The sequence below is a fragment of the Nocardia flavorosea NBRC 108225 genome, from assembly GCF_001613385.1.
Taxonomy (GTDB): domain Bacteria; phylum Actinomycetota; class Actinomycetes; order Mycobacteriales; family Mycobacteriaceae; genus Nocardia; species Nocardia flavorosea.
Genome location: NZ_BDCG01000002.1, coordinates 367,811 through 381,033, shown reverse-complemented (window position 1 = coordinate 381,033; position 13,223 = coordinate 367,811). Strand labels below are relative to the sequence as shown.

13 protein-coding genes are annotated in these 13,223 nt (G+C 68.1%); 9 read left to right on the top strand and 4 right to left on the bottom strand.

The window, feature by feature from the left end; genetic code table 11:
- Positions 1-137: 137 nt before the first annotated feature.
- Positions 138-1,859, top strand: coding sequence for a DUF3556 domain-containing protein (locus NFL01S_RS01880; protein WP_062971306.1), 1,722 nt, complete (start codon positions 138-140; stop codon positions 1,857-1,859).
- A 9-nt stretch (positions 1,860-1,868) separates the two neighbouring features.
- Here NFL01S_RS01880 and NFL01S_RS01875 read toward each other — a convergent pair whose 3' ends face one another.
- Positions 1,869-3,044: a pyridoxal phosphate-dependent aminotransferase gene (locus NFL01S_RS01875; protein ID WP_084492323.1), complete on the bottom strand. Its 1,176-nt coding sequence runs from the start codon at positions 3,042-3,044 to the stop codon at positions 1,869-1,871.
- Between the two features lie 164 nt (positions 3,045-3,208).
- On the opposite strand from NFL01S_RS01875, the gene NFL01S_RS01870 reads away from it, so the two are divergent.
- On the top strand, positions 3,209-4,954 hold the full coding sequence (locus NFL01S_RS01870; RefSeq protein WP_062971303.1) for a penicillin-binding transpeptidase domain-containing protein: 1,746 nt from the start codon (positions 3,209-3,211) through the stop codon (positions 4,952-4,954).
- 19 nt (positions 4,955-4,973) lie between these two features.
- On the opposite strand, the gene NFL01S_RS01865 is transcribed toward NFL01S_RS01870, so the two are convergent.
- On the bottom strand, positions 4,974-5,492 hold the full coding sequence (locus NFL01S_RS01865) for a CinA family protein (protein ID WP_084492322.1): 519 nt from the start codon (positions 5,490-5,492) through the stop codon (positions 4,974-4,976).
- 218 nt (positions 5,493-5,710) lie between these two features.
- On the opposite strand from NFL01S_RS01865, the gene NFL01S_RS01860 reads away from it, so the two are divergent.
- From NFL01S_RS01860 to NFL01S_RS01830, 7 genes are all read left to right on the top strand, one after another.
- A complete protein-coding gene (locus tag NFL01S_RS01860) occupies positions 5,711-6,091 on the top strand; it encodes a hypothetical protein (protein ID WP_062971299.1) in 381 nt (126 codons plus the stop codon).
- 193 nt (positions 6,092-6,284) lie between these two features.
- Positions 6,285-6,773 carry a flavin reductase family protein gene (locus NFL01S_RS01855; protein ID WP_062970768.1) on the top strand — a complete coding sequence of 163 codons (489 nt, stop codon included), beginning with the start codon at positions 6,285-6,287 and terminating at the stop codon, positions 6,771-6,773.
- A 366-nt stretch (positions 6,774-7,139) separates the two neighbouring features.
- Positions 7,140-7,313 (top strand): CsbD family protein, encoded by a 174-nt coding sequence (locus NFL01S_RS01850; protein WP_062970766.1) that lies wholly within the window; start codon positions 7,140-7,142, stop codon positions 7,311-7,313.
- Between the two features lie 249 nt (positions 7,314-7,562).
- Positions 7,563-9,401 carry a hypothetical protein gene (locus NFL01S_RS01845; RefSeq protein WP_062971297.1) on the top strand — a complete coding sequence of 613 codons (1,839 nt, stop codon included), beginning with the start codon at positions 7,563-7,565 and terminating at the stop codon, positions 9,399-9,401.
- Positions 9,398-9,592, top strand: coding sequence for a hypothetical protein (locus tag NFL01S_RS01840; RefSeq protein WP_062970764.1), 195 nt, complete (start codon positions 9,398-9,400; stop codon positions 9,590-9,592). The genes NFL01S_RS01845 and NFL01S_RS01840 overlap by 4 nt, the downstream gene beginning before the upstream one ends.
- The gene (locus NFL01S_RS01835) at positions 9,592-9,981 is read left to right on the top strand and encodes a hypothetical protein (protein ID WP_062970762.1); all 390 of its coding nucleotides are present in this window, start codon (positions 9,592-9,594) and stop codon (positions 9,979-9,981) included. The genes NFL01S_RS01840 and NFL01S_RS01835 overlap by 1 nt, the downstream gene beginning before the upstream one ends.
- The gene (locus tag NFL01S_RS01830; protein ID WP_062970760.1) at positions 9,978-11,306 is read left to right on the top strand and encodes a hypothetical protein; all 1,329 of its coding nucleotides are present in this window, start codon (positions 9,978-9,980) and stop codon (positions 11,304-11,306) included. Before NFL01S_RS01835 ends, NFL01S_RS01830 begins: the two co-directional genes overlap by 4 nt.
- 46 nt (positions 11,307-11,352) lie before the next feature.
- Here NFL01S_RS01830 and NFL01S_RS01825 read toward each other — a convergent pair whose 3' ends face one another.
- Complete coding sequence (locus tag NFL01S_RS01825; RefSeq protein ID WP_062970758.1) at positions 11,353-12,276, bottom strand: hypothetical protein; 924 nt, start codon at positions 12,274-12,276, stop codon at positions 11,353-11,355.
- 280 nt (positions 12,277-12,556) lie between these two features.
- Positions 12,557-13,144 (bottom strand): LppU family putative lipoprotein, encoded by a 588-nt coding sequence (lppU, locus tag NFL01S_RS01820; RefSeq protein ID WP_062970756.1) that lies wholly within the window; start codon positions 13,142-13,144, stop codon positions 12,557-12,559.
- Between the last annotated feature and the right edge of the window lie 79 nt (positions 13,145-13,223).

Below are 13,223 nucleotides of genomic sequence, written 5' to 3'. Positions count from 1 at the left end.
CGTGGGGCTATTGCTCGTCCGGATTGGTTCGGGCGAAATGCCGGTTGCACGGGGCCCTTCCGTAGTACTTTTCAATCAAGTGATTGAACGAAGAAGGATCGGGCGCGCCAGTGGGTACAACGGATCGGTTGTTCGGCATGCTCCGGCCGGAGCTTCCGGTGGTGGATTTGGCCGAATGGAGCCGCGGGACCAGGGCGGAGAAGATCCGGCCGATGGCGCGGCACTGGGCCGAGGTCGGTTTCGGGACACCGCCGCCGCTGCACCTGTTCTACGTGGTCAAGATCGCCCTCTACATCCTGGGCGGAATGCTGTTCGCGCTGACCACCACCGGTATCGACGGGTTCACCGCGGCCGGATCGTGGTGGTCGGAACCGATCGTGTTCCAGAAGGTCGTGTTGTTCACGATGCTGTTCGAAGTCGTCGGCCTGGGCTGCGGTTTCGGACCGTTGAACAACCGCTTCTTCCCGCCGATGGGGTCGATTCTGTACTGGTTGCGGCCCGGCACGATCCGGCTGCCGCCGTGGCCGGGCCGGGTGCCGCTGACCCGGGGCACGACCCGGACCCCGTTCGATGCGGTGCTGTACGCGGCATTGCTGGTCATGCTGCTCGTCGGGTTGTTCTCGGACGGTACCGGGCCGATACCCGAGATCGGGTCGTCGGTGGGCCTGCTGCCGGTCTGGCAGATCGCGGCGATCCTGGTTCTGCTGGCGGTGCTGGGGTTGCGCGACAAGGTGATCTTCCTCGCGGCGCGCGGTGAGGTGTACGGGGCGCTCGCGGTCACCTTCCTGTTCGGCGGTGCGGACACGATCGTCGCCGCCAAGGTGGTGTTCGTCGTCATCTGGGTCGGCGCGGCGGTATCGAAGCTGAACAAGCATTTCCCGTTCGTGGTGTCGACGATGATGTCCAACAGCCCGGTCGTGCGGCCGCGGGCGCTCAAACGCCTGTTCTTCGAACGGTTCCCGGACGATCTGCGGCCGGGCCGGCTGTCGAGGCTGTTCGCCCACGGTGGTACGGCGGTCGAGATGCTGGCGCCGCTGGTGTTGTTCTTCAGCGACGGTGGCCTGCCGACCACGGTGGCCGCGATCGCACTCATCTGCTTCCACCTGGTGATCCTCACCGCGATCCCGATGGGGGTGCCGCTCGAATGGAACGTTTTCATGATCTTCGGGGTGCTGACGCTGTTCGTCGCGCACGCCGATGTCGGGCCGGCCGATCTGGCCAATCCGCTACCGGTGGTGCTCTTGTTCGCGGTTCTCGCGGGGACCGTCGCGATCGGGAACATGGTCCCGCGCAAGGTCTCCTTCCTGCCCGGGATGCGGTATTACGCCGGTAACTGGGACACCACCCTGTGGTGCATCAAACCATCGGCCGATGCCAAGATCCGCGCCGGAATCACCGCCGTGGCCGCCATGCCCGCCGCGCAGCTCGAGCAGTACTACGGCAGCCGGGAGGCGGCGCAGATCCCGCTGTATCTGGGATACGCGTTCCGCGCGTTCAACACTCACGGCAAAGCGCTGTTCACCCTCGCGCACCGGGCAATGGACGGGCACGACGAGAAGGATTACGTTCTCACCGACGGGGAACGTATCTGTTCCACCGCCCTGGGCTGGAACTTCGGTGACGGCCATCTGCACAACGAACAGTTGATCGCCGCCCTGCAGCAACGCTGCGGTTTCGAACCCGGTGAGGTACGAATCGTGCTGCTCGATGCCCAGCCCATCCAGCGGCAGCAGCAGAACTACCGTCTCGTCGACGCCGCGACCGGTGAATTCGAACGCGGGTACGTGCGGGTCGCCGATATGGTGGTCCGCCAGCCGTGGGACGACGATGTGCCCGTGTATCCCGAGAACGGAAGCTGACGCCCCGGCTCAGCGTGCGGCTGCGAACCGGAGCCGGCGTACCGCTTCGTCCAAGGTTTCCGGGCGCTTGCAGAAGGTGAACCGGACGAGGTGGCGCCAGGACGCCGGATCATCGGTGAAAACACTGACCGGCACCGCGGCCACGCCGAGCCGTTCGGGCAGTTCACGGCAGAACCGGATATCGTCGTCCGCGCCGAGCGGTCGGATATCGGCGCAGACGAAATAGCTACCGGCACTCGGATGTACGCGGAACCCGGTATCGGCCAGTGCCGCGGACAATCGCAACCGGCGTTCGGCCAGCGAATCCCGGAGCGTGGCCACCCAGTCGAGTTCGTGGGTGAGGGCATGGGCGACCGCCGGCTGGAACGGGCCACCACCGACGAAGGTGAGGAATTGTTTGGCGGCCAAGACGCCGCCGATCAACGCTGCCGGACCGCAAATCCAGCCGATCTTCCAGCCGGTGACGCTGAACGTTTTCGCCGCGCTGGAGACGACCAGTGTTCGCTCCGCCATTCCCGGCAGAGTGGCGATGCTGATGTGCTCGGTGCCGTCGAACACCAGATGCTCGTACACCTCGTCGGCCAGGACCAGTAGATCGTGTTCGCAGGCGATCTCGGCGATCGCGGTCAGATCGGCACGATTCAGGACGGTACCGGTGGGATTGTGCGGTGAGTTCAAGATCAGCATGCGGGTGGCCGGGGTGATCGCCGCGTGCAGGCTGTCGTGGTCGAGAACGAACCGGTCGCCGTCGGCGGTGAGCCGGGCGGTACGGCGGCGCGCCCCGGCCAGGGCTATTGCCGCGGGATATGAGTCGTAGTACGGCTCGATCAGCACGACGTCGGCACCCGGCTCGACCAGACCGAGTACCGCCGCGGTCACCGCTTCGGTCGCACCGACGGTCACCAGCACTTCGCTATCCGGGTCGTACCGGGTGCCGTAGCGCCGGGCCCGGTCCGCGGCGATCGCGCGACGCAACGCCGGCACGCCCCGGCCCGGCGGGTACTGGTTGCCGCCGCCGGCGATGGCTTCGCGGGCGACCTCCAGCATTGCCGCGGGACCGTCGCTGTCCGGGAACCCCTGCCCGAGATTGACTGCCTCGTGCCGGATGGCGAGTTCGGTCATCTCGGCGAAGACGGTGGCCGCGAACGGCCGCAATCTGGTGACTGTGGGAAGCGGGGCAGGCATGAGACGAGGGTAGACCGCGGTTCGGGTGCCGCGGCCGGCTCGGTGCAGTGGAGCGCGGTGGTGGCCCGGGAGGCGTAGCGCTGTGGGTTCGGCGCCGGACGGATACGCGCCATTGGGCAGGGATGCGGCGTGCCGACGGGCCGCGGTCGATACAGTCGCAGGTGATGCGCATCGATCGGAAAGTCCTCGTACTGCTGACGATCCTCGGTCTGGCCCTGGCCGGTTGTTCTTCCGGGCCGCCCGAGCCCGAAACCACGGCCGGCAGTTTCGCCGACGCCCTCAACCGCGACGATATCGCCGCGGCCGCGCAGCTCACGGACGACCCCGCCCGAGCGGAGCAGACCGTCGGCGCACTGTACGAGGGTCTGGGGAAAGAGGTGACCTACACGGTCGCCGGAGCCGAAGACGATACGTTCACCCTCGAGGCGACCTGGAAACTGGGAAAGCAGGGCGCCGAGTGGAAGTACACCACCACCGGCACCGCTGTCGAGACCGACGCGGGCCACCGCATCCGCTGGAATCCGGCTGTGCTCGCACCCGGTCTCGACCAGGGGGAACTGACCTATGCGCCGGTGTATCCGGAACCGGCGCGCGTCCTCGACTCGTCGGGCGGGGAATTGCTGACCGAACAGGTCGTGACCCTGGTCCAGCTCGCGCCCGGCGCCGACACCGCGGCAGTGGCGAATCTGGTCTCCCCGATCGCACCGGGCATCACCGCTGCCTCGCTGGACGCCGATCTGGCCGACTCTGCCGGTGCCTCCGTGACGGCGATCAGCCTGCGCGAATCCGATATCGCGCCGATCCGCGCGGCGCTGACCACCACGCCGGGGGTGACCCTGGCCCCGCAGACACGGCTGCTCACCACCGACCGGGCGCTGTCGGCCCAGACCCTGTCCGGACCGGCCGAGCTGTGGCAGGAACAGGCCGATGCGGCGGCCGGCTGGGTCGTGCAGGCCGCGACTCCGGAAGGGGCGGTCCGTATCGCCGGCCGGGACCCGGGGCAGACCACCGATATCCACACCACCATCGACGCGGGCCTGCAGCGCGCCGCGGAAACCGCCCTCGACTCGCTCGAGCAGGCGGCGGCCATCGTGGCGATCCGGCCGTCCACCGGTGATATCGTGGCCACCGGCCAGAACGCTGCCGCCGACGCCGAAGGACCCATCGCGTTCACCGGCCTGTACCCGCCGGGTTCGACCTTCAAAACGGTGACCACCGCCGCCGCCCTGGACGCCGGGACCGCCACCCCGGATACCGTGCTGCCCTGTCCCGGAGTCGCCGATATCGAGGGCCGCCGGATCCCCAACGACGACAGTTTCGACCTGGGGCAGGTGCCACTGCATACCGCCTTCGCGCGTTCCTGCAACACAACCATGGCCGGGCTGGCAGTTCAGTTGCCGCCGGAAGCACTCACCACCACCGCCGAACGCCTCGGCCTCGGTGTCGACTACGTGACCCCCGGCGTGACCACGGTGACCGGTAGCGTGCCGGTCCCGGCGAATTCGGCGGAACGGGTCGAGGCCAGTATCGGCCAGGGCGCGGTAACGGCCTCCCCGTTCGGGATGGCGCTGGTGGCCGCCTCGATCGCCGACGGTGCGACCCCGGCACCGGTCATGGTGGCCGGGCAACCCGGCACCCCGGACCGCACCCCGCCACCACTGCCCGCCACCGTCACCGACCAGTTGAAAACCATGATGCGCGAAACCGTCACCGCCGGTACCGCCACCCAGCTGGCCGATATCCCCGGCCTGCTCGGCAAGACCGGGACCGCCGAATACGGTGACAACACGAACGCGCACGGCTGGTTCGTGGGTATCCGTGGCGACCTCGCCTTCGCGGTCTTCGTCGCCGATGCGGGCAGTTCGAGCCCGGCCGTCGAGGCGGCAGGCCGGATGCTGCGGAACTCGTGACCGAACCGATCGAACCGGTTCAGGCCGCCTGTTCCCGCGCGGCATCGAGCAGCAGTTCCACCGCGTAAACCACGACCTGATCGAGGATCTCGGCGGGTTCACCGGCGAAAATCCGATGGTGCGTCCGCACCGAGCCGTCCACGGACACGGCGAACCACACCGACCCCGGCTCGTGCCCGTCCTGCGGATCGGGACCACCGGCGCCCGTGACACCCACCGCCAAGGACGCTTCGAACAGCGTCCGCACCCCGTCGGCCATCGCAGCGGCCGCAGGTGCACAGACCACGGGCCCGTCCGGCACACCCAGCACATGATGTTTGACCGCTCTGCTGTAAGCGACCACCGCTCCCCGGAACCACTCACCCGAATCGCTGGCCGCGCCCAGCGCCGCCGCCAGCTGCCCCGAAGTCAGCGATTCCGCGACCGCCACCTGCAACCCGGCCCGACCGGCGATCTCCGCCAGCTCTTCGGCCCGCTCATGCCCTCGCCCCAGAACAGCCGGCACCAGCAGCTCCTCGGAATCAGATTCGGACGACATCGACACCCTCCGGGCATGATCGGCGCACCACCACGCCGGCAGCCCGCAGCGTTCGGTCGCAGCACATGAACGCCATCGTAGCCGCGCCACCCCTCGACGCCTTCTCACTTCGCCGGAGCCGTCCACTCCGTAATGCCGTGGGATTCGTGGTGCCGAGTTCGGCGACGGTAGTCGACGAGGCTGTCGCGGTTCAACACTTCGCCCGATACTCTGCGACGATGACCAGCCCGGTACCGTTCGAGGAATCCGAATCGCTGCGGCTGGCGCGGCCGTTCCTCGGCCGAACTGTCGATCTCGTCATCGACCGTCCCTACGGGAGCCGCCACCCGACCTGTGGATTTCTCTACCTGGCCGACTACGGCTACGTCCCCGGCACTCTCGCGCCCGACGGCGAGGAACTCGACGCCTACTACCTCGACCCTTCCGAACCGATGACCTCGGCACACGGCACCTGCATCGCGATCATCCACCGGTTCCACGACGATGACGACGAACTCATCGTTGTTGCCCGCCCCGCCGCAGAAATCACCGACGCGGCTATCGCCGCGGCGGTCGAGTTCCAGGAAACCACCGGGCACTATACGATCATCAGGCCTTGAACCCTGCCATGCCCTCGACGAACACCGCCGCAGTCACCCGTGGTTCGCGGAAAAGGTGGGCTGGCATGGAGAAACCGCAGGTGACTCGTCGACCGAACTGCAGGTGGCGTTCTGCCGATCAAGTGCGTGGCGCTGCATGGTCAGTGGTGCGAGCCGTGCGGCCCGAAGCGGGGCTGCCTGCTATACACAGCACATGCCGGAGAATTTCTTCGACGCTCTGATCGCCGCGGCCGACCCGCCGGTGTTCGTGGTGACTCTTGCCGCCGATGGGCGGCGGGCCGGATGTCTGGTGGGGTTCGCCGCGCAGGTGGCTATCGCACCGCGGCGGTTTCTGGTGTGCTTGTCCGAAGTGAACCACACCTACCGTCTCGCGCAGCGTACGGAATTCGTGGGAGTGCATCTGATCGGCAGCGACCACGCCTCGCTCGCGCTGCTCTTCGGCGGGGAAACGGGTGACGAGATCGATAAGTTCGCGCACTGCTCGTGGCGGGCCGGTCCGCATGATGTGCCGGTACTGGACGACGCCGCGGCCTGGTCCTGTGGTCGTGTTCTCGCCCGTCACGATTTCGGCGACCATATGGGTTTGGTGCTTGCGCCGGAGACGGGGGAGATCCGGCAGTCGGAGCCGGGCGCGCTTCGTTATCACCACGTCGCGGATCTGGAACCAGGCCACCCCGCCTGATTCCGTGGGTGTGTCCTCTTCCAAGATCCGGGAGTGCTGCCGGGCGGGTCCGGGGTGGTGCGGACGGGCCGCCGATCGCTGCCAGAGGCCGCCTGAGCGGCCCCCACAGGCCGTTGCGGAGTCAGTCGTCGATGAGTACACGTCCTCCACGATGAACGCATCCCCAGGGATCTCCGCTGCCCCGGCGAGCGCGCTACCGAGGGTGAGTTGCGTGCCGGTGGCCACCGCTGAACTCGCCGGCGCTCGACGAGCGATGGAATCGGACGTTTCGGCGTACCGCCTGTTTACGGGGCCGGTCGGTGGATACCCACGCCGCAGACCGGCTGGATCGCGCAGGCCGGTCGCCCCGACGAAAGGAGTCCGGCTGTGAGTGGAACCGACAAGGCCGGCAACAAGGCCGAGGAGCTCGCCGGTCAGGCCAAGGAGAAGTTCGGCGAGGCCACCGGTGACGAGGACAAGAAGAACGAAGGTAAGGCCGATCAGGTCAAATCGAATCTGAAGGATGCCGGCGAGAAGGTGAAGGACGCCTTCCGCGACTGATCGGTCGATTGCGGTGGCCGGGGTCGGTGGAGGCGTTCGACCCCGGCGCCGTCGCGGAGGTCGCCCGTGCTGGGGCGAGGCCGTAGTCGGTCGAATGGAGCACGGGTGCGGCTCCGTGGCGAATAGCATTGCGGCGAACTGTCTTTGCCGACTTGGGTGAACACCGCGCCCCCAGCCGTATTTCATGCTACTTTTCGTCACATATATCCCGGCTGGTGTGGAGGTCCAGTGCCGAACGGTGCGCACGAAATGATCGGGCGGTCGCTTGCCCAGGGGAGCGAAGGCGGTGGCGCCGCCCTGGATCAGGTCGCCCTCATGACCGGGGCCGCCGGGGTGATCGCCCTCGGATTGATGTGGGTGGGCTACCTCCACCGCACCCGCCGCATCACCTGGTTACAGCGGGTAGCGGACCGGCTCGGCAGCTGGTTCGATCAGCCGGGCTGGGTGGCGCTACCGCTGGCGATGTTCCTGGCCACCATCCTCACCGCGCTGCTCGGCTTCATCTGGGATGTGAGTCTGCACATCGGCAACGGCCGCGACGAGGGTCCGCTGGCCAACCCGGCGCACTATTTCATCCTCGCCGGCCTGTTCTTCCTGTTCACCGCCGGAATGGCGGCGATCGTGCTGCCACTCGACGAGAAACCCGGGCCGGCGGCGGTGCGGATCACCCGCACCTGGTACGCGCCCGTCGGCGGGATCCTGCTGGCCGGTGCCGGGCTGTATGCGCTGATCGGTTTCCCGCTCGACGATGTGTGGCACCGCATATTCGGCCAGGACGTCACGCTGTGGGGTCCGACGCATCTGATGCTCATCGGCGGTGCGGGGCTCTCGCTGGTCGGTGTGCTGCTGCTCGAATTCGAGGGCCGGCGCAGCCGGCCGGATCCGGAGGAGCCGCGGCCGCGCCGGATGTGGTGGATGCGGGCGTTCGCCTTCGGGGGCCTGCTCATCGGGTTGTCGGTATTCCAGGTGGAGTACGACTTCGGTGTCGAGCAGTTCCGGCTGGTACTGCAACCCATGCTGATGGTGGCGGCGGCAACCGTTGCGCTGATCGCGGCCAGGATGACCCTCGGAACGGGTGCCGCGCTGGTAGTGGCCTGTTTCGCCGCGGTGGTCCGGCTCGTGGTGGCCTGGCTGGTCGGCGGGCCGGTCATCGACGCGCCGCGTAACGTCTTCCCGCTCTATCTCGGGATCGCGGTGGTGGTGGAGGTGCTCTGCCTGCTACCGGCGGCTCGGCGCCGGGTCCTGTGGGGCGCGCTGACGGGTCTGGTGGCGGCGACGCTGGGGATCTGGCTGGAATCCCTGTGGGTCGCCGCGGTATTCGTCGATCCATGGCCCACGGCGATGTGGCCGGAACTGCTGCTGATGACGGTCCCCACCGGAATCGCGGGTGGGGTGGTCGGCGCGATGCTCGCCACCGTGCTGCTGGGGGAACCGTTACCGCGCCCGGCCGTGCGGCGCGCACTGGTCACCACCGCCGTGGTCGTGGTCGCCGCGGCGACCGCCAATGGTCTGATGATCGATATTCCGCAGGACGCCCGGGCAACGGTGCAGTTACGGGAAGCCCCGGCGGACGGCGGCCGCATGGTGCACGCCGATATTCGGATCACACCGGACGATCTGGCCGGAGACGACCCCGAATGGGTCCAGGTCCTCGCCTGGCAGGGCGGTGTGGGCAGTGACAGTCCGGGCCGCGGGCTCGTGGTGGATCAACTGCGCCGGATGGGCGAGGGACATTACGTGACCACGGAGGCGGTTCCGGTCCACGGCACCTGGAAGACGATCCTGCGCGTCCAGGACGGGCGCACACAGACCGCGCTGCCGATCTTCATGGCCGCCGACGCCGGTATCGGTGCCGAGGAAGTGTCGGCGCCGGCCGAGTTCACCCGCCCGTTCGTCGCCGAGATCACGGTGTTGCAGCGGGAGCGTTCGTTCGATCATCCCGCCTGGCTTTTCACCGCGGCCTCCCTGATCGTGCTGCTGTGCAGCCTGGCGCTGATCGCCGCGTTGTGCTGGGGCGCTGCCCGGATCAACGATCGCTACCCGCGATCGTCCGCGGTGCGCGCGCCGGAGCAGGCGCCGGTTACGTGAACGACCGGTTCGACGATGTGGTGGTCCTGGCGGACCACTCGATCCTGTTGGCGATTCCCGCCTTCCTTCCCGCCTTTCTCATCGCCGGAGTCGTCCTTTTCATCGCGGTGCGCGACCGCAGGGCCGGCGCGGACGAACCGGCTCCGCCGCATGTGACCGATACGGCGCCCGATACCGACGAGGAGAACTGATGTCCCTATCGCGCCTATGCCTGCCACTGCTCGTGGCAGGTCTGCTCACGGCCGGCTGCGCGGCCTCCGAACCACCGGGTCCAGGCGCGGAGAAAACCCCTGGCGTGACCGAGTCCGCGGCGAGCGTGCGCCTGACCGTGCGGATAGCGGACGGGGTGGTGTCGCCGGTGGACCGCAGGCTCGACGCGCGGGTCGGTCAGCCGGTCGAAGTGATCGTGGACAGCGATATCTCCGACGAATTGCATGTGCACGCCGAACCCGACCATACGTTCGCTGTCGCCCCGGCCACGGGACAGCGTTTCCGGTTCGCTGTCGAGGTACCGGGCCGGGTGGAGATCGAACTGCATCATGCCGGGGTCACGGTGGCGACCCTGCTCGTGCGCCCGTGACAGCGCTGGCCCACGGGATCGGCGGGGCGTCGGATCTGCCGATCCCGCTGACCTACGCGCTGATCGGCGCGGCATGGGCGCTGGCCTTCTCGTTCGCGGTGCTCGCCTTCGCCTGGCGCGAACCCCGGCTGGACCCGGCCGCGCGCGGGAAACCGGTACCGGCGCCGGTGCGTGCGGTAGTGGATTCGCCGGTTCTCCGTGCGGCCGTCGCCGTGGGAAGCGTCGCCGCGACCGCGCTACTCCTGGCAATCGGCGTATTCGGTTCGGCCGATCCGGCTGCGAATCCGGTGTCCGGTGTCGTCTACGTACTGGTCTGGGTCGGGGTGATGGTGGCCTCGCTGGTCGCCGGACCGGTGTGGAAGCTGCTGTCCCCGGCGCGGGCCGTGCACCGCGGGGTGTGCGCGCTCACCGGTCGCGCCCCCGAGTCCGGATGGTTGCGGTATCCGCGGGCGTGGGGCCGGTGGCCGGCGGCGGTCGGGCTCTTCACCTTCGTCTGGCTGGAACTGGCATCCCCCGATCCCGGCTCGGTGACCGCCGTGACCGTATGGGTGGCCGGATACCTGATCGTCACTGTGGTGGGTTTATTCGTTTTCGGCACCGAATGGGCGGAGTACGCCGACCCGCTGGAGGTGTACAGCAGCCTGCTCGGCCGGTTGAGCCCGCTGGCCCGGGGGCCCGCCGGTGTGTTTGTCCTGCGCTCGCCGTTGGCGAATCTGGCAGGCACGCCGGTGAGTCCCGGGGCGGTGGCGGTCGCGGCGACGCTGCTGGGTTCCACTGCATTCGACAGCTTTTCGATGTTCGAATGGTGGCGGGGTCTGCTTTCCGATGCCGGCGGCGCCCCGGGGCGCACCCTGGTGGGTACCGCCGGACTGCTGGTGTTCATTGCCGCCGTCGGGGTGAGTTTCCGAGTGGCCGCCGCGGCCACCGGTGGACTCGCCCGCGCCGAACGCCACCAGCTCCCGGCTCGGCTCGCGTACACTCTGACCCCGATCATTGCGGGGTACGTGGTCGCGCACTATCTGAGCTTCCTGGTCGAGAAGAGCCAGGCCACCGTGATCCTGTTCGCGGATCCGTTCGGCGCCGGGTGGAACCTGTTCGGCCTGGCCGACCGGGAGGTCGCGTACCTCCTGTCGGCGCATCCGGCGGTGCTGGGCACCATCAAGGTCGTGGCCGTGGTGACCGGCCATGTGCTGGGTGTCGCCGCCGCACACGATCGCTGTCTGCGGCTGCTGCCGCGGGCGCATCGGCTCACCGGCCAGCTCGCGCTCATGCTGCTCATGGTCGGCTACACCTTCACCGGGCTCTATCTGCTCTTCGACGCCTGAAACCGCGGACGGTACCGGCCGGGGCCGAAGGGCGCGGCGTTCGATCTCAGCAGATCAGTCGCCGTTCGGACGCCGGAGGGATGGTGGATACGTCGCGCAGGACCGCCCCGGGGGCCAGCTCATGCACCGGACGGATCGCTTCCACGGCATTGACGCAGGTCAGATGGTCGGCAGGATGGACGCCCGCCATACATTTGAAGCGGACGTTCGCCGTTCCCTTCCCGGTATCGGTGGTCGTGGTGAGTCGGTAGCGCAGTGGTGCCCGTTCCGCGGTGGCCGCCGACCAGATGGACCGGTAGCTCAGCTCGGCGCCGAGAGTGCGGTTCACGATCACCTGCTCGACCGTGCCTGCCGCGTCGGTGACGATATCCACCGTGCCGGCCGGTGTTTCGGTGCTGCCGGTCGTGCTGCCGAAAACTGCCTCGTTCAGGATCCGGAGTCCCGCCGTGTAATAGCCGTCTATGAGGGCCGCGGCCCGCGTGGCGACGGCGGTGTCGACGGTGCCGATACCGACTTCGCCGGGTGGGCCCCACGGGTAGACGCCGGCGCCGGTGAAATCCAGTTCCTCCACGAGCTCCACCCGGCGGATATCGCGGGTGACCTCGGTGACCGCCCGAAGGAGGCGGGCGGGGACGGTGGTCTGGAATGCGCCGGTCGCATGGAAAACCGAATTCCCGTCGTGGCAGGCGTCGGCGAGCGCGGTGTCGGGACCGTGGCTGTTCTGCGGCGCCGTGGAGATCACGTCGTACCCCTCGCGCAGCAGGCGCGGCAGTATCGTGGCGGGCGCCTCCGCGGCGATTTCGGCGAACGACGGTACGTAGACGAGGCATCCGGTGCCCGCGGGGGGCACCTGCGGATCCGTGATCAGTCCGGTGAGCTGCAGATCGGGCCGGGCGCCGATCCGGTCCGCGATCGGTTCGGCGAGCAGGCCGGCGCCCAGCACCGCAACGGCGACGGCGGATGAACTCATGCGGGCTCCAACGGTAGTGCGGACGCAGGTCCGGTATCAGGTCTTTCGATACCGGTCGGGCCGCCGTCGAGGGTGATTCCGTGCCCCAGCGAGGCTGCTTCCCGTACAAAGCGTAGGCAACCGGCGCCGAGTACGGCATCGAAACCGGCGGGTTGTGCCGAACCGATCACGTCGACGGAATCGATTGCGTCCTGCGGTATTCCGGGCGCGTGCGGCCCGTACCGTGAGGAGTGGGTGTGGCCTCGACCGTTGTCCGAGGCCACACCCGCCGCGCGGGTCGCTAGACCTCGGCGACGCAGGTGACGAGTTTACGTTCGTCGTAGGTGTAGTAACTGGTGGTCTCTGCGGGGCAGCCGGCCTCATCGGTGGTACCGGGCAGGATCGCGAGCACCCGGACCGTATCGGGCGTGCCTGCCGTGCACGGGCTGTGCGTGGGGCTGTCCATACCGGCCGGAATGGTCATGCACTGGCCGACGACCCAGTCGATATCGAGGCACAGGGCACCCTGTTCCTCGCCGCCGAGGGTGACGTAGTACGTCTGGTCGACGTCGGCGGCGCACTCGTCCTGGGTCGGCGCCTTGGCGACGACCTTGTAGTTCGACTTTTCGCTACCGCATTCGGCGTGGTCGATCTCGGCGTCCATCATGGTTCCCGACAAGGTCACACACTGGCCGATCTCGGCGTCGAAGGAGACGTCGCCGCCGGCGTCGGTTCCGTTCTGGCCCGGAACGGTGGTCTCCGGGGTCGAGCTCGCGGAGCTCGACGAATCCGTGCCGGAGCACCCCGACAGTGCGAGTACGGCGCATCCGGCTATGACGAACCCGGTGAGCAGGTTCCGGACCCGGAATACGGGCGCGCGTCTGGACATGACAGTTCCTCCATCGATATCGATCGCATGAGTGGATGGGGGGAGAACTCATGAATCGTTCGACGAGGCGCCATAATGT